Annotated in this window: 16 protein-coding genes; 12 read left to right on the forward strand and 4 right to left on the reverse strand. The window is 64.6% G+C overall.

The window, feature by feature from the left end; translation table 11 throughout:
* Position 1: 1 nt before the first annotated feature.
* Together M1248_RS22010 and M1248_RS22015 are read right to left on the reverse strand one after the other, a co-directional pair.
* Positions 2–403 carry a DUF3060 domain-containing protein gene (locus M1248_RS22010; protein WP_163735345.1) on the reverse strand — a complete coding sequence of 134 codons (402 nt, stop codon included), beginning with the start codon at positions 401–403 and terminating at the stop codon, positions 2–4.
* Positions 400–843, reverse strand: coding sequence for a DUF3060 domain-containing protein (locus M1248_RS22015; protein ID WP_163735348.1), 444 nt, complete (start codon positions 841–843; stop codon positions 400–402). Before M1248_RS22015 ends, M1248_RS22010 begins: the two co-directional genes overlap by 4 nt.
* An 88-nt stretch (positions 844–931) precedes the next feature.
* On the opposite strand from M1248_RS22015, the gene M1248_RS22020 reads away from it, so the two are divergent.
* The 7 genes from M1248_RS22020 to tuf all read left to right on the forward strand — a co-directional run bounded on the left by M1248_RS22020 (position 932) and on the right by tuf (position 7,342).
* Positions 932–1,468 carry a DUF3558 domain-containing protein gene (locus M1248_RS22020; protein WP_163735355.1) on the forward strand — a complete coding sequence of 179 codons (537 nt, stop codon included), beginning with the start codon at positions 932–934 and terminating at the stop codon, positions 1,466–1,468.
* Positions 1,468–2,013, forward strand: a complete 546-nt coding sequence (locus tag M1248_RS22025; protein ID WP_163735360.1) for a DUF3558 domain-containing protein — start codon at positions 1,468–1,470, stop codon at positions 2,011–2,013. Before M1248_RS22020 ends, M1248_RS22025 begins: the two co-directional genes overlap by 1 nt.
* A 103-nt stretch (positions 2,014–2,116) precedes the next feature.
* Positions 2,117–2,707 (forward strand): TetR/AcrR family transcriptional regulator, encoded by a 591-nt coding sequence (locus tag M1248_RS22030; protein ID WP_163735362.1) that lies wholly within the window; start codon positions 2,117–2,119, stop codon positions 2,705–2,707.
* A gap of 322 nt (positions 2,708–3,029) precedes the next feature.
* Positions 3,030–3,404, forward strand: coding sequence for a 30S ribosomal protein S12 (rpsL, locus tag M1248_RS22035; protein ID WP_014209181.1), 375 nt, complete (start codon positions 3,030–3,032; stop codon positions 3,402–3,404).
* A complete protein-coding gene (gene rpsG / locus M1248_RS22040; protein WP_014209180.1) occupies positions 3,404–3,874 on the forward strand; it encodes a 30S ribosomal protein S7 in 471 nt (156 codons plus the stop codon). The genes rpsL and rpsG overlap by 1 nt, the downstream gene beginning before the upstream one ends.
* A gap of 84 nt (positions 3,875–3,958) precedes the next feature.
* Positions 3,959–6,064, forward strand: a complete 2,106-nt coding sequence (gene fusA, locus M1248_RS22045; protein ID WP_163735365.1) for an elongation factor G — start codon at positions 3,959–3,961, stop codon at positions 6,062–6,064.
* Between the two features lie 87 nt (positions 6,065–6,151).
* Positions 6,152–7,342 (forward strand): elongation factor Tu, encoded by a 1,191-nt coding sequence (gene tuf / locus M1248_RS22050; protein WP_163735367.1) that lies wholly within the window; start codon positions 6,152–6,154, stop codon positions 7,340–7,342.
* A 71-nt stretch (positions 7,343–7,413) separates the two neighbouring features.
* On the opposite strand, the gene M1248_RS22055 is transcribed toward tuf, so the two are convergent.
* Complete coding sequence (locus tag M1248_RS22055) at positions 7,414–8,418, reverse strand: alcohol dehydrogenase (protein WP_317149761.1); 1,005 nt, start codon at positions 8,416–8,418, stop codon at positions 7,414–7,416.
* Between the two features lie 134 nt (positions 8,419–8,552).
* On the opposite strand from M1248_RS22055, the gene M1248_RS22060 reads away from it, so the two are divergent.
* On the forward strand, positions 8,553–9,431 hold the full coding sequence (locus M1248_RS22060) for a cutinase family protein (RefSeq protein WP_317149762.1): 879 nt from the start codon (positions 8,553–8,555) through the stop codon (positions 9,429–9,431).
* Here the strand turns inward: M1248_RS22060 and M1248_RS22065 are convergent.
* Entirely contained in the window at positions 9,406–10,797 is a 1,392-nt protein-coding gene (locus M1248_RS22065) for an MFS transporter (RefSeq protein ID WP_317149729.1), read from the reverse strand. The two genes, M1248_RS22060 and M1248_RS22065, sit on opposite strands and share 26 nt — an antisense overlap.
* A gap of 85 nt (positions 10,798–10,882) precedes the next feature.
* Here M1248_RS22065 and M1248_RS22070 point away from each other — a divergent pair, with 85 nt between their 5' ends.
* From M1248_RS22070 to M1248_RS22085, 4 genes are all read left to right on the forward strand, one after another.
* A complete protein-coding gene (locus M1248_RS22070; protein ID WP_317149730.1) occupies positions 10,883–11,725 on the forward strand; it encodes an SHOCT domain-containing protein in 843 nt (280 codons plus the stop codon).
* Positions 11,726–11,748: 23 nt separating this feature from the next.
* Positions 11,749–13,197: a basic amino acid/polyamine antiporter gene (locus M1248_RS22075; RefSeq protein ID WP_317149731.1), complete on the forward strand. Its 1,449-nt coding sequence runs from the start codon at positions 11,749–11,751 to the stop codon at positions 13,195–13,197.
* Positions 13,198–13,223: 26 nt separating this feature from the next.
* On the forward strand, positions 13,224–14,468 hold the full coding sequence (arcA, locus tag M1248_RS22080; RefSeq protein WP_163735378.1) for an arginine deiminase: 1,245 nt from the start codon (positions 13,224–13,226) through the stop codon (positions 14,466–14,468).
* A gap of 66 nt (positions 14,469–14,534) precedes the next feature.
* Positions 14,535–15,389 carry a mycofactocin-coupled SDR family oxidoreductase gene (locus tag M1248_RS22085; RefSeq protein ID WP_317149732.1) on the forward strand — a complete coding sequence of 285 codons (855 nt, stop codon included), beginning with the start codon at positions 14,535–14,537 and terminating at the stop codon, positions 15,387–15,389.
* Positions 15,390–15,400 lie beyond the last annotated feature (11 nt).

Consider the following 15,400-nt stretch of genomic DNA (forward strand, 5'->3'; position numbering starts at 1 on the left):
GCTACCCCTTGCCGATCTTGTTGTTCGACCCGGTGTCGTTGATCTTCGGCTCACCGTCCTTGTAGGTCACGGTGTTGTTCAGGCCGACGACGCTGATCTCTTTGTCGATGCGGTCGAAGGTGACCTTGTTGTCGGCGCCGCCGATGTTCACGTTGGCGCAAGTGCCCTTGACGGTCAATGTGTTGTTCGAACCACCGATGTTGAGCGACTTGCCATCTGCGCAGTCGATGTCGGCGGTGGTGCCGAACGACCCGTAGTTGATGGTGTTGCCGACCTCGACCTGTGCACCGGAACTGCCGGCGGTCGCCGACGGTGTCGTGGTGTCCGAGCTCTCCGAGCCGCAGCCCGCGAGCACCACGGCGGTCGCAACAACGGCGACGGCCAGGGCCGATGCGCGCCTCATCCGACCAACCTGTTCACGTTGTTCGTCATGCCCAATTCGCGGCCGCGATCCCAGATTTTCGGTGCGCCGTTCTTGTACAGAACGGTCTGATCCCAGCCGTAGACCGTCACGTCGTTGATGATGTTGTCAGCGACGATGAGGTTCCCGTTGCCCTGCACGGTCACCGCCCAGCAGGTGCCCAGCGCGGTGATCTCGTTGCCGCCGCCGTTCACCAGCAGGGTGCGGTTGTTGCAGTCGATCGTCTGTTTGTTGCCGCTACCAATGATGTGGGTGTCGCCCTGGACGTCGTCACCTACGACGACGTTGCCTGCGCACTGACGCAGGTATGGATTGCAGACGCCGGGCGGTTGAGCGTTCGCGCCGGGAACTCCGACAGTCATCGCTACGGGCAGGGCAATGAGACATGCCGGCACGGCCCGGACCACAAGACTCCAGATCATGTGGAGAGACTACGGGCTGGAGTCCAGGTCCAGGCAAGGTTCGTCCAAGTCGCCAACCGCGACGTCGCTGGGTAGCGTGTCATGTGCGATGCGTTGGCGTGTCAATCAGGTTGCTGTCACGGCGGTCACAGTGGCGGCGATCGTTGTGGGATGTTCTTCGACCGTCGGCGGTACCGCGCTACGGGCGTATCCCGCCGTACCCGATCCCACCCGTAGCTATGGCTATGCCGACGACCGCTGCGGACTGTTGCTCGACGGCACCGTTCAAGAAGCGCTGGCCGCGGATCATGTGGTTCGTCCCTACAGCGGTGCGGTGTGTCAGTACGTGCTGGCGCGCGGCGACATGACGATCGACGTGACGTTTTCCTGGTTCGAATCCGGCAGCCTCGAGCGTGAGCGGGAGCTGGCCACGGAACGGGGCGCGACGATCACCGATGCAGACATCGAACGGCACGAGGCCTTCCTGGCAACGCGCAACACCACCGGTGCGGCGTGCTCGGCCACGGCCGCGGCAGGCACCGGGGTGTTGAGCTGGTGGGTGCAGTTCCGCGGCGACACCCGTGGGTCCGATCCGTGCCCGGATGCCGAGAAGTTGCTCTCGGCGACCCTGCGATCGGATATGTGATGACTGCGAGGCAAGCGGTTCGGTGGGCGGTGGCGGCGATCGCGGTGGCGATGGCATTGTCCGGCTGCGGCCCGTCGGACTCGTCGGAGCGGAGTGCGGCGCCGTCGGCCCCGGCCGCGGGCGCCCCCGGCGCGGGCTTTCGCAGCGGCGACTGCAACGGCGTCACCGACGCCGACATCACAGCCGCCGTCGGGCAGGGCAAGTTCACCAAGTCCGTCGTCAGTGACGCCGGCTGCTTCTGGCAGGAGAATTCGGTCTTCGGCACCGTCGGCGCGGGCATGGGGATCTCGACGTGGTGGTACCGCGGCAGCGATATGGACACCGAGCGGTCGCTGGAACAAACGGCCGGACGCACGCTGACCGAACTGTCGCTGGACGGCAACAAGGGCTTCAAGGCCTACGACGGCAACGCCTGCAGCATCTACGTGGCCAAAGGTGGCGATGTCATCACTTGGTCGATCCAGACGTTGAACCCAGCGATGCTGCCCGATCTGTGTGCCGTCACCGAACAGCTCGCTCAGCTGAGTCAGGATCGGGTCAACTGACGTCAACGGGCTCCCACGGACAGGGAACTGACCAGGACAAACTAGAGGTGTTAGTTTTGCCCGGTCCGAAGCGCGAAAATTCACACCGGAGGAGGCGACGCACATGGCAGCCCAGCCGACGAGTACCTCCGGCCGGCGCCCGGCGAGGTTGAGTCGCGACTCCATCGTCAACGCCGCCCTGACGTTCCTGGACCGCGAGGGCTGGGACGCACTCACGATCAACGCGTTGGCGACCCAGCTCGGCACCAAGGGGCCGTCGCTCTACAACCACGTGCACAGCCTCGAAGACCTGCGCCGAACAGTGCGAATGCGGGTGGTGGGGGACATCATCGGGATGCTCAACACCGTCGGCCAGGGGCGCACCCGAGACGACGCGGTGACGGCGATGGCGTCGGCTTACCGCAGCTATGCCCACCATCATCCGGGGCGGTATTCGGCGTTCACGCGGATGCCGCTCGGCGGTGACGACCCGGAGTTCACCGAGGCGACCCGCGCCGCCGCCGCGCCGGTGATCTCGGTTCTGGGCTCCTACGGACTCGACGGTGAGAACGCGTTCTACGCCGCGCTGGAATTCTGGTCGGCAATGCACGGTTTCGTGCTCCTGGAGATGACGGGCGCGATGAACGGCATCGACGCGGACGCGGTGTACAGCGACATGGTCGTGCGCCTGGCGTCCGGAATGGAGCGGCGCTGACCGCATATGCGTGACCGCTAGCGCTGACCTGCGGTTAGGCGGCTCGGAGCAGGTTTGGACGGTACGCGCCGCCCTGGTATTGTGGACGATCGTGCCTGGCAGATAAGGCGCATTGCGGACCGGGCCTTCGGGAAAAGTCAGCAAGCATGCCTGCACGCCGGGCCAATTCGCGTGTCCACGAAGCCTAGAGGAAATCCTCGCGGCGGGCGCATGCGACACACCCGATCGCGGGGTACGTGAACGGGACATAACTGCAGTACAGGGACTTTGCAAGACTTAGAGCTCGACCCAGAGATACACAAGCAACACAGAAAGCCGGTAGATGCCAACCATTCAGCAGCTGGTCCGCAAGGGTCGCCGCGACAAGATCGCCAAGGTCAAGACCGCGGCCCTTAAGGGCAGCCCGCAGCGCCGCGGCGTGTGCACCCGCGTGTACACCACCACCCCGAAGAAGCCGAACTCGGCGCTTCGGAAGGTGGCGCGCGTCAAGCTGACGAGCGCGGTTGAGGTCACCGCCTACATCCCCGGTGAAGGCCACAACCTGCAGGAGCACTCGATGGTGCTCGTGCGTGGCGGTCGTGTGAAGGACCTGCCGGGTGTGCGCTACAAGATCATCCGCGGCTCGCTCGACACCCAGGGCGTGAAGAACCGCAAGCAAGCGCGCAGCCGCTACGGCGCCAAGAAGGAGAAGAGCTAATGCCGCGCAAGGGGCCTGCACCCAAGCGTCCGTTGGTCAACGATCCGGTCTACGGGTCGCAGCTGGTCACCCAGTTGGTCAACAAGGTTCTGCTGGACGGGAAGAAATCGCTGGCCGAACGCATTGTTTATGGTGCGCTCGAGCAGGCCCGCGACAAGACGGGCACCGATCCGGTGGTCACCCTGAAGCGCGCTCTCGACAACGTCAAGCCGGCCCTCGAGGTCCGCAGCCGACGCGTCGGTGGCGCCACCTACCAGGTTCCCGTCGAGGTCCGACCGGATCGTTCGGTCACGCTGGCTCTGCGCTGGCTGGTCAGCTTCTCCAAGGCCCGCCGCGAAAAGACCATGATCGAGCGCCTGGCGAACGAGATCCTCGATGCCAGCAATGGTCTGGGTGCCGCCGTCAAGCGACGTGAGGACACCCACAAGATGGCTGAGGCCAACCGCGCCTTCGCGCACTACCGCTGGTGACCCCGAGTACAAATCCCGGGACGCCCGCGGCAGCGCTGCGGCAGGCGTGAAAACAGCAACTAACAAGCGAGAGAGAAGACTTCTGTGGCACAGAAGGACGTGCTGACCGACCTGACCAAGGTCCGCAACATCGGCATCATGGCCCACATCGATGCCGGTAAGACGACGACGACCGAGCGCATCCTCTACTACACCGGTATCAGCTACAAGATCGGTGAGGTGCACGACGGCGCCGCCACCATGGACTGGATGGAGCAGGAGCAAGAGCGGGGTATCACCATCACCTCCGCCGCCACCACCTGCTTCTGGAACGACAACCAGATCAACATCATCGACACCCCCGGGCACGTCGACTTCACCGTCGAGGTGGAGCGCAGCCTGCGCGTTCTCGATGGTGCCGTTGCCGTGTTCGACGGCAAGGAAGGTGTCGAGCCGCAGTCCGAGCAGGTTTGGCGCCAGGCCGACAAGTACGACGTTCCCCGCATCTGTTTCGTCAACAAGATGGACAAGGTCGGCGCGGACTTCTACTTCTCGGTGCGCACGATGGAAGAGCGCCTGGGCGCCAACGTCATCCCGATCCAGCTGCCGGTCGGTTCCGAAGGTGACTTCGAGGGCATCGTCGACCTGGTCGAGATGAAGGCCAAGGTGTGGCGCGGCGAGACCAAGCTCGGTGAGACCTACGAAACCGTCGACATCCCAGCTGATTTGGCTGAGAAGGCCGACGAGTATCGCACCAAGCTGCTCGAAGCGGTCGCCGAGACCGACGAGGCCCTGCTCGAGAAGTACTTCGGCGGCGAGGAGCTGTCGATCGAGGAGATCAAGGGTGCGCTGCGCAAGCTCACCATCAACTCCGATGCCTATCTGGTGCTGTGCGGCAGCGCGTTCAAGAACAAGGGTGTGCAGCCCATGCTCGACGCGGTGATCGACTACCTGCCGTCGCCGTTGGACGTGCCGCCTGCCGAAGGCCACGTGCCCGGCAAGGAAGACGAGCTGATCAGCCGCAAGCCGTCGACCGACGAGCCGTTCTCGGCGCTGGCGTTCAAGGTCGCCACGCACCCGTTCTTCGGCAAGCTGACCTACGTCCGCGTGTACTCGGGCACTGTCGAGTCCGGCAGCCAGGTCATCAACGCCACCAAGGGCAAGAAGGAGCGGCTGGGCAAGCTGTTCCAGATGCACTCCAACAAGGAGAACCCGGTCGAACGGGCCTCCGCGGGGCACATCTACGCCGTCATCGGGCTCAAGGACACCACCACCGGTGACACGCTGTCGGATCCCAACCAGCAGGTCGTGCTGGAGTCGATGACGTTCCCCGATCCGGTGATCGAGGTGGCCATCGAGCCCAAGACCAAGAGCGACCAGGAGAAGCTCGGCACGGCGATCCAGAAGCTGGCCGAAGAGGATCCGACCTTCAAGGTGCACCTGGACCAGGAGACCGGCCAGACCGTCATTGGCGGTATGGGCGAGCTGCACCTGGACATCCTGGTGGACCGGATGAAGCGCGAGTTCAAGGTCGAGGCCAACGTCGGCAAGCCGCAGGTGGCGTACAAGGAGACCATCCGCCGCAAGGTCGAGAAGGTCGAGTTCACCCACAAGAAGCAGACGGGTGGCTCGGGCCAGTTCGCGAAGGTGCTCATCGACCTGGAGCCGTTCAGCGGCGAGGACGGGGCGACCTACGAGTTCGAGAACAAGGTCACCGGTGGCCGCATCCCCCGCGAGTACATTCCGTCGGTGGATGCCGGAGCGCAGGACGCCATGCAGTACGGCGTGCTGGCCGGCTACCCGCTGGTGAACGTGAAGGTCACCCTGCTCGACGGCGCCTACCACGAGGTCGACTCCTCGGAGATGGCGTTCAAGGTCGCAGGATCACAGGTGCTGAAAAAGGCTGCAGGCCAAGCACAACCGGTGATCCTGGAGCCGATCATGGCCGTCGAGGTCACCACACCCGAGGACTACATGGGTGAAGTGATCGGCGACCTGAACTCCCGCCGTGGCCAGATTCAGGCCATGGAGGAGCGGGCAGGTGCACGCGTCGTCAAGGCGCACGTGCCGCTGTCGGAGATGTTCGGTTACGTCGGAGACCTCCGGTCGAAGACTCAGGGCCGGGCGAACTACTCCATGGTTTTCGACTCGTACGCTGAAGTTCCGGCGAACGTGTCGAAGGAGATCATCGCGAAGGCGACGGGTCAGTAACTCGACCCGTTGGTTTCGCGGGACCACACAACTGCAAAGATCAACACTGCTTTAAACAAGCACCAACAAGTCCAGGAGGACACAGAAGTGGCGAAGGCGAAGTTCGAGCGGACGAAGCCGCACGTCAACATCGGGACCATCGGTCACGTTGACCACGGCAAAACCACGCTTACCGCAGCAATCACCAAGGTTCTGCACGACAAGTATCCCGAGTTGAACGAGTCGCGCGCATTCGACCAGATCGACAATGCGCCTGAAGAGCGTCAGCGCGGCATCACGATCAACATCTCCCACGTGGAGTACCAGACCGAGAAGCGTCACTACGCGCACGTCGACGCACCCGGCCACGCGGACTACATCAAGAACATGATCACCGGTGCCGCCCAGATGGACGGCGCGATTCTGGTGGTCGCAGCGACCGACGGCCCGATGCCGCAGACGCGTGAGCACGTGCTGCTCGCCCGTCAGGTCGGCGTGCCCTACATCCTGGTCGCGCTGAACAAGGCCGACATGGTCGACGACGAGGAGCTCATCGAGCTCGTCGAGATGGAGGTCCGCGAACTGCTGGCCGCCCAGGAGTTCGACGAGGATGCCCCGGTCATCAAGGTGTCGGCGCTCAAGGCACTCGAGGGCGACCCCGAGTGGGTCAAGTCCGTTGAGGACCTGATGGACGCCGTTGACGAGTCGATCCCGGACCCGGTCCGCGAGACCGACAAGCCGTTCCTGATGCCCGTTGAGGACGTCTTCACGATCACCGGTCGTGGCACCGTCGTCACCGGTCGCGTCGAGCGTGGCGTGATCAACGTGAACGAGGAAGTCGAGATCGTCGGCATCCGCCCGAACGTCACCAAGACCACCGTCACCGGTGTCGAGATGTTCCGCAAGCTGCTGGATCAGGGTATGGCGGGCGACAACGTCGGTCTGCTGGTCCGTGGCATCAAGCGCGAGGACGTCGAGCGTGGCCAGGTTGTGGTCAAGCCCGGCACGACCACCCCGCACACCGAGTTCGACGGCAGCGTCTACATCCTGTCGAAGGACGAGGGCGGCCGTCACACGCCGTTCTTCAACAACTACCGGCCGCAGTTCTACTTCCGGACCACGGACGTGACCGGCGTGGTGACCCTCCCCGAGGGCACCGAGATGGTGATGCCCGGTGACAACACCGACATCTCCGTCAAGCTGATCCAGCCCGTCGCCATGGACGAGGGCCTGCGATTCGCGATCCGTGAGGGTGGCCGCACCGTCGGCGCCGGCCGGGTCACCAAGATCCACAAGTAGTCCTTCGCGAGAAGACGCAAAACCCCCTAAATCCCAAGGATTTGGGGGGTTTTCGCGTCTGTTCGGCCGCGTCAGGTCATGGTGAGCACCATGCGGAACCGGGCATCGCCGCTCATCATCTTGTCGAAGGCAGCCTGAGCATCGGACAGCGGCATGGTCTCGATCATCGGTCGCACGCCGGTGATCGCCGAAAAGCGCAGCGTGTCTTCTGAATCCTGCGATGTCCCGGAGGCATGGCCCTGCACTGCCGCGGATTTGAAGATCAACGGCGCCAAGGGCGTCTCCATCGGTTCGGACGGTGCGCCGACGACGACCAGCTGACCGCGGGCCTTGAGGCCGCCGATCGTCGCCGCCATCGCGTCGGCCACGGTGACCGTGGCGAGGATGACCTGCGCGCCACCGAGTTTGTTCAGTTCCTCGGCGACATCGACGGCTTTGGAGTCGATGTAATGATGTGCGCCAAGCTCTTTGGCCAGCGGCTCCTTGTCGGTACCGCGCGCAATGGCAGCCACCTCGAAGCCCATCTTCGCCGCGAACTGGATACCGAGGTGCCCGAGACCGCCGACGCCGAGCACCGCGACTAGGTCGCCCGGTCGCGCCACCGATTCGCGCAGCGCGTTGAACGTGGTGATGCCCGCGCACAGCAGCGGCGCGGCATCCACGTCGGCGAGGTCGTCGGGGACGCGAGCCAGGGCTTCGGCGGGCGCCACCATGTACTCGGCGTAACCGCCGTCGTAGGAGATGCCGGGGATCTCCGCGTTATCGCATGAGATGAAGTCGCCGCGCCGACAGGCCTCGCAGGTGAAATCGCACCCGCCGAACCAGCCGACGCCGACGCGGTCTCCGACCGCCCAGGACGTGACGTCGTCCCCGACCGCATCGACGACGCCTGCGACCTCGTGCCCCGGCGCGCGCGGGAACGAATTGCCCATCATGCCGATCACGGTCAGCACGTCGGAGTGGCAGACGCCGCAGGCGTGGACCTTCACGCGGACTTGCCGCGGACCTGGTTCTGGGATCTCGACGTCGGTGATTTCGAACTTCGCATTCGCCGCGGGGATGCGGGCGATCTTCATCGTGGCCACGTCGCGGACATTACCTCGGGCGATGCGGTTGTACCTCTCGGATGGAAACCCTGTAACACCCGCGGCGGACGAGGCGATGTACTTCGCGTATGCCCTGGTCGGGGCTCAAGAAGGGTATGGATTTCATGTTCCGTCGCGTCGCCACACTCGCGTGTGCCGCCTTCGCCGGTGCCGCACTCGTCGGTCTGTCAGGGCTCTCCCTAGGTACCGCCTCAGCGCAGACCGTCTGCCCCGATGTGCACTGGATCGGCGCCGCAGGCTCAGGCGAGCGCACGCCCGCCGAGGTGGCGCAGAACGACGGGATGGGCCGCGTGGTCTACCAGTCCCTGCAGGAGTTGTCGGCCCAGGTGCAGCAGGACGGTCGCACCATGACCGCCGAAGCAGTCGAGTACCCCGCCGTCGAGGCACCGGGTGAAGACGGCGGTGCCGGTGAGTGGCTGGGTTTCATCGGAAGTGTGGATGCCGGAGCAGCGGCGCTGGGAAAGCAATACGAGGGGTTTGTCCAGCGCTGTCCGGCAACCAAGGTGGTGCTCGCCGGTTATTCGCAGGGTGCGATGGTCGTGCACCGCAATCTGCAGGCGCTCGAAGCCAGCCCGAATCTCGCCGCGGTGCTGCTGGTCGCCGACGGTGACCGCCTGCCCGAGGATCCGACCCTGAACCTGGGGACGGCCAGCGGCATTCCCGAGCGCGGTAAGGGGGCCGCACAGGATTGGCCGATCCTGGCGCATGCACCCGGCCCGATGTCGCCGGCCATCGGCGCGCGCACGATCAGTGTTTGTGATCTCGGCGATGCCGTCTGCGATTACAACCCCGACGACGAAGAGACCTCGGTGTCATACGCACGCGGTGTGGCGATTCACACCAGTTACGCCACGACGGCGGGCCTGGACTGGACGGCGCCGCTGTACTTCCTGCTCGGCGGTCCCGACGCTCAGGCCCCCGCGCCGCAGACGCCCGAGGCCCAGCCGATCGTCCCGCTCAGCGCGAGCGCACCGACGCCATAGGCGTGCGGGCGATCCACAGGACCAGCGCACTGGCGATCAACAGCTGCGCCGCCAGCACCCCGAGGATGGTGTCGATCGCGCTCGCCGTCGACTGACCGCCGCGCTCGAGCATCTCCAGCACCGTTCCCGACACGGCGACACCGACTCCGGCGAGTGTCACCAACGCCGTCAGCGTGACGCCCGCCGCCTCGCCGGCCCGTTCGGGACGTACGACGGCCTGGGTGGCGACGGTGGTGAACGCGTACAACAACCCCAATGTGAACCCGCACGCCGACAACGCGGGCAGATAGACAATCCATTCGCCCGACGCCGCCAGGGCAGCCAGCGAGATTGCGGCCGCTCCACTTGTCAGCCCCATCACGAGCAATGGCGACCGGTCGGCGGTGAGGCGTCCCGACAGCACGCCGCCCAGCGCGGCGCCGGCCGAAGGGCCGAGGAAGACGAGACCCGCCATCAGGGGGTCCAGGGCCCGTACCTGCTGCAGGTTCAGCGTCGACAGGAAGATCGCCACCGCGTAGGCGATGTTCGCGGTGGCGCCGACGATCACGAGCACCGCGAAGCGGGCGTCGCGCACCAGCGACAGATTGACCAACGGCCATGGCGCCCGGTTCTCGACGACGACGAAAAGTGAGAGCGCGGCCAGCGATCCCGCGAATGCGACGACGGTGGGCACCGAGACCCACCCCCAGTGTGGTGCTCGGTCAAATGTCAACGTGAACAAGCCGATTCCGACGGTGATCAGCGCCAGCCCGGTGATGTCGAGACGACGCGGGGCGGTTTCATCAGAGGACTCACCGATGCTCCACGCGCCGAGCGCGAGTGAGACCACCGTCAGCGGAACGTTGAGCCAGAAGATCCACCGCCAGCCAACGGTGTCGGTCAGCAGGCCGCCGATCAGCGGGCCCGCGGCATTGCCCAAACCCGCTATGCCGTAAGCCAACCCGATGGCATGGCTGGCCTTGACCGCGGGAAAGGCGTTGGTGAGCACGCTCACCGAAACCGGGAAGATCAGTGCGGCACCGAGTCCCTGTAGCGCGCGGAAGGCCACGATCAGCGGCACGGACGGGGCGACCGCGCACAGGGCCGACGCCAGACCGAACAAGGCGATGCCGGCCATCAAGGCCTTGCGGCGCCCGAAGATATCGCCGATCCGTCCCGCCGGAACCATGAAGGCGCCCAACGTGAGCATGTAGACGCTGATCACCCATTGCAGGTCCGACGGTGTGCTGTTGAGGTCGGACGCCATCCGCGGCAGCGCGAGATTGGCCGCGAAGTAGTCGATTTGCACGCAGAACAGTGCCATCGAGACGGCCGCCAGGACCCACCGGCCTTTCACCGGTTCCGCCGACTCCGACCCCGAGACCACCGCCCGACGATACGACTCGCATCCGCAGAATTCGGGCTAATCTGACACGCGACGCGACGACCACTTTCCATAGGAGCTTGGCCTTATGTCCACTTTCTGGCGGTACGTCAAGATTCAGGCCTTCGTGTTGCTGTGCGGCATCGTCGGCCCGATCTTCCTGGCGATATATTTCGCTTCCGGGGCACAGCCGATCATGAAGTGGATGTTCTGGGCGGGCCTGGCGATCACCGTGCTCGACGTCCTGATCGCCCTGGGTATCACCAGCATGGGCGCTAACAAGGCCGCCAAGACGCAGGCGCTGGAACAGGCCGGTGTGCTGGCGCTGGCGCAGGTCGTCGGGATTCACGAGACCGGGACGCGGATCAACGAGCAGCCCCTGGTGAAGATCGACCTGCAGATCTCTGGACCCGGTATCGCGCCGTTCGCCAGCCAGGATCGGGTGATCGCGTCGATTTCGCGACTGCCGATGATCACCAGCCGCAAACTCGTCGCACTCGTGGACCCCATCACGAACGAGTACCAAATCGACTGGGAGAGAAGCAGTTTGGTCAGCGGCATGATGCCTGCCACTTTCACCATCGCCGAGGACAACAGAACTTACGATCTGTCCGGACAGGTCGGGCCGCTGATGGAGATCCTGCAGATTCTCAAGGCCAACAACATCGGCCTGAACAACATGATCGATCTACGCACGAATCCGGCTGCCCGCCAACAGGTGCAGGCGGTGGTACGGCGGGCTGCGGCGACACAAGCCCCCGCAGCTCCTGCGCAGGCGGCCGCGCCCCCTGCAGCGGCCCAGTTCGCCTCCGCGCCACCCGAACCCTCGACCGCGCAGCGGCTGCAGGAGTTGGAAACCCTGCGCGCGACCGGTGCGATCTCAGACGACGAATACACGGCCAAGCGTCAGCAGATCTTGGCCGACTTGTAGTCAACCGTCAGGAGCGGATCGCGATGACCGATATCGAGACGGCCACAACGCAGAGAGATCCGAAGGTCAGCCTCCCGACGCTGACCGCGATGGTGGTCGGCTCGATGATCGGGGCCGGGGTCTTCCTGCTGCCACGTCGGTTCGGCACTGAGACCGGAGTGCTCGGGGCCCTCATCGCGTGGACGATCGCCGGCTTCGGAATGCTGATGCTGGCGTTCGTTTTTCAACGCCTCGCGATGCGCAAGCCGGACCTCGACGCAGGCATCTTCGCCTATGCCAAGGCAGGTTTCGGCGACTACGTCGGGTTCAACTCGGCAATTGGCTACTGGGCATCGGCCTGCGCGGGCAACACGTCGTACTGGGTGCTGATCACGGCGACGTTGAGCGCGCTGGTACCCGCGTTCGGCGCGGGGGACACGGTGCTCGCGGTGGTGGTGTCCGCGATCTGTGTGTGGTTGTTCGCGGCCCTGGTGATGCGCGGAGTCAAGGACGCGGCCGTCATCAACTACATCGTGACCATCGCCAAAGTGGTGCCGATTCTGATGTTCATCGTGATCGTGGGTATCGCGTTCCAGGCCGATGTGTTCGCCGACAACTTCTGGGGCGGCGAGGAGGGATATTCGTTCTCGGCGATCTGGGACCAAGCCACCGGCACCATGCTGATCACCGTGTTCGTGTTCCTGGGTATCGAGGGCGCAAGCGTCTATTCGCGGATGGCGCGCAAACGTGAGGACGTGGGTCGCGCCACGGTCGTCGGGTTCCTCGGTGTGCTGAGCGTTTTCGCCTTGGTCACGCTGGTCTCGTACGGCGTGATGCCCCAGGAAGAGCTCGCCGGCGTCACTCAGCCTTCCATGGCGGCGGTGCTGGAATCGGTTGTCGGACACTGGGGATCGATCTTCATCCGTGTCGGCGTGATCATCTCGGTGCTGGGTGCGTATCTGGCGTGGACGTTGATGGCCGCGGAAGTCCTCTACATTCCGGCCAAGTCCGAGGACATGCCGAAATTCCTGGCGCGCACCAACAGTCACGGTGCACCCGTCACCGCGCTGCTCATGGCCGCCGGGTTGATCTCGCTGCTTCTGGTGGCGCTGCTGTTCGCCGCCGACGCACTCGATTTCATGCTGGATCTGACTGCCGCGCTATCTCTGATTCCCTATCTCCTCGCGGCGGCCTACGCACTGAAACTCACGGCGACCCGCGAGACGTACGGGGACGGCAAATCGTTGGTTCCGGACATGGTGGTCGCCGGCCTGGCGACGGTCTACACCCTGTTCCTGATCTACGCGGCGGGCGTCGACAAGCTCCTGCTGTCTTGCATCCTGTACGCACCAGCGGCGGCGCTGTACTTCAAAGCGCGACGCGAGCGAGGTCTTCGCGTCTTCCAGCCTGCCGAGGCGGTGCTGTTCGGGGTGATTCTCCTCGGCGCCGTCGCAGCTGTGGTGTCCTTGGCAACTGGAGCGATCGAAATCTAGCGGGCAGGCGTTTGAGAGGAACTGAAGTGACGAATCCTTCTGCGAACTACGGCGTTCACTCCGAGGTCGGCAAGCTGCGCAAGGTGCTGGTGTGCTCGCCTGGTCTGGCCCACGAGCGCCTCACGCCGACCAACTGCGACGACCTGCTGTTCGACGACGTGCTGTGGGTGCAGAACGCTCGTCGCGACCACTTCGACTTCATCGACAAAATGCGCGACCGCGATGTCGAGGTGGTCGAACTGCACGACCTCCTCGCCGAGACGATGGAAATCCCCGAGGCCAAAGACTGGCTGCTGGACCGCAAGATCGTGCCGAACGAAGTCGGCCTGGGACTCGTCGACGACACGCGTGGCTTCCTGGATTCGTTGAAACCGCAGCGACTGACGGAGTTGCTGATCGGCGGCATGTCGACCCGCGACCTGCCGTCTGAGATCCAATCCGGGTACCGCTCCCTGGCCCGTGAGGCGGCCGGCGTGACCGAGTACCTGATGCCGCCACTGCCGAACACGCTCTACACGCGCGACACGACCTGTTGGATCTACCAAGGCCTGACGCTCAATCCGTTGTTCTGGCCCGCGCGACATGACGAAACATTGTTGATGAAGGCCATTTACGAGTTCCATCCCGACTTCGTCGGCTCCACGGTGTGGTGGGGCGATCCGGAGGAGTCGTGGGGGATGTCGACGATCGAGGGTGGCGACGTCCTGGTGCCCGGCAACGGTGTCGTCATCATCGGGATGAGCGAGCGCACCTCACGTCAGGCGATCACGCAGGTGGCTGCCAAGCTGTTCGCCGAGAAGGCGGCCACCAAGGTGATCGTCGCCGGCATGCCGAAGCTACGGGCGGCCATGCACCTGGACACGGTGTTCACGTTCGCCGACCGCGATGTCGTGACCTTGTATCCCGACATCGTCGACTCGATACAGACATTCATCCTGCATCCCAGCGACGCCGACCCGGGCGTCGAGGTGGAGGAGGCGCACAAGCCATTCGTCGAAGTGGTCGCCGACGCGCTCGGACTCGGCGCCCTGCGGGTCGTGGAAACCGGTGGCACGAAGTACGACTCGGAACGCCAGCAGTGGGACAGCGGCAACAACCTGGTCGCCGTCGAGCCCGGGGTGGTGTTCGCCTACGACCGCAATACCCACACCAACACCCTGCTGCGCAGGGCGGGTATCGAGGTGATCACCATCGTCGGCGCCGAGCTGGGCCGCGGCCGCGGCGGCGGGCACTGTATGACCTGTCCGATCATCCGCGACGGCCTCGACTGACCGGTTACTAGAACACGTTCCAGTTCGGCTGTTAGCCTGGTCCGCAGCTTCACGAAAGGAGCAGCGGTGACGGCGACTGACGGGCCCCTGGAAGGGCGAGTGGCATTCGTAACGGGGGCCGCGCGCGGCCAGGGTCGGGCGCACGCGATCCGGTTGGCCGGCGAGGGCGCCGACATCATCGCCATCGACGTCTGCGGACCGATCTCCGACACCATCACCTACCCGCTGGGTAGCTCGGAGGAACTCGCCGAGACCGTACGGGCGGTGGAGGCCACCGGCCGCAAGGTGCTGTCCCGTGAGGTCGACATCCGAGATCTGGCTGCACTGCAGCAGGTGGTCGCCGACGGGATCGAGCAGTTCGGTCGGCTGGACATCCTGGTGGCCAACGCGGGCGTGCTGAGCTGGGGGCGTCTCTTCGAGATGTCCGAGGAGCAGTGGAACGCCGTCATCGACGTGAACCTGAGCGGCACGTGGAAGACGATCCGTGCCGCCGTTCCGGCAATGATCGAGGCGGGCAACGGCGGCTCGATCATCATCGTGAGCTCGTCGGCGGGACTGAAGGCCACCCCGGGCAACGGCCACTACGCGGCGTCCAAGCACGGTCTGACGTCCTTGACCAACTCACTGGCATTGGAGTTGGGCGAGTACGGGATTCGGGTCAACTCGATCCATCCGTACTCCATCGACACGCCGATGGTGGAGAAGGAAGCGATGATGGAGCTCTTCGGAAAGTTCCCGAGCTTCATCCACAGCTTCAAGCCCTTCCCGTACCGCGCTGTGAGTCAGGAAGGCGCATCGAGTCTGCAGGACTTCATGAGCGCTGAAGAGGTTTCCGACGTGGTGGCGTGGTTGGCCGGCGACGGGTCGATGACGATCTCGGGCAGCCAGATCAACGTCGACCGCGGCACGATGAAGTACTAGCTACCAGCCGT

Origin of the sequence: Mycobacterium sp. 29Ha (genome assembly GCF_032883055.1) — a bacterium.
Classification (GTDB): domain Bacteria; phylum Actinomycetota; class Actinomycetes; order Mycobacteriales; family Mycobacteriaceae; genus Mycobacterium; species Mycobacterium gallinarum.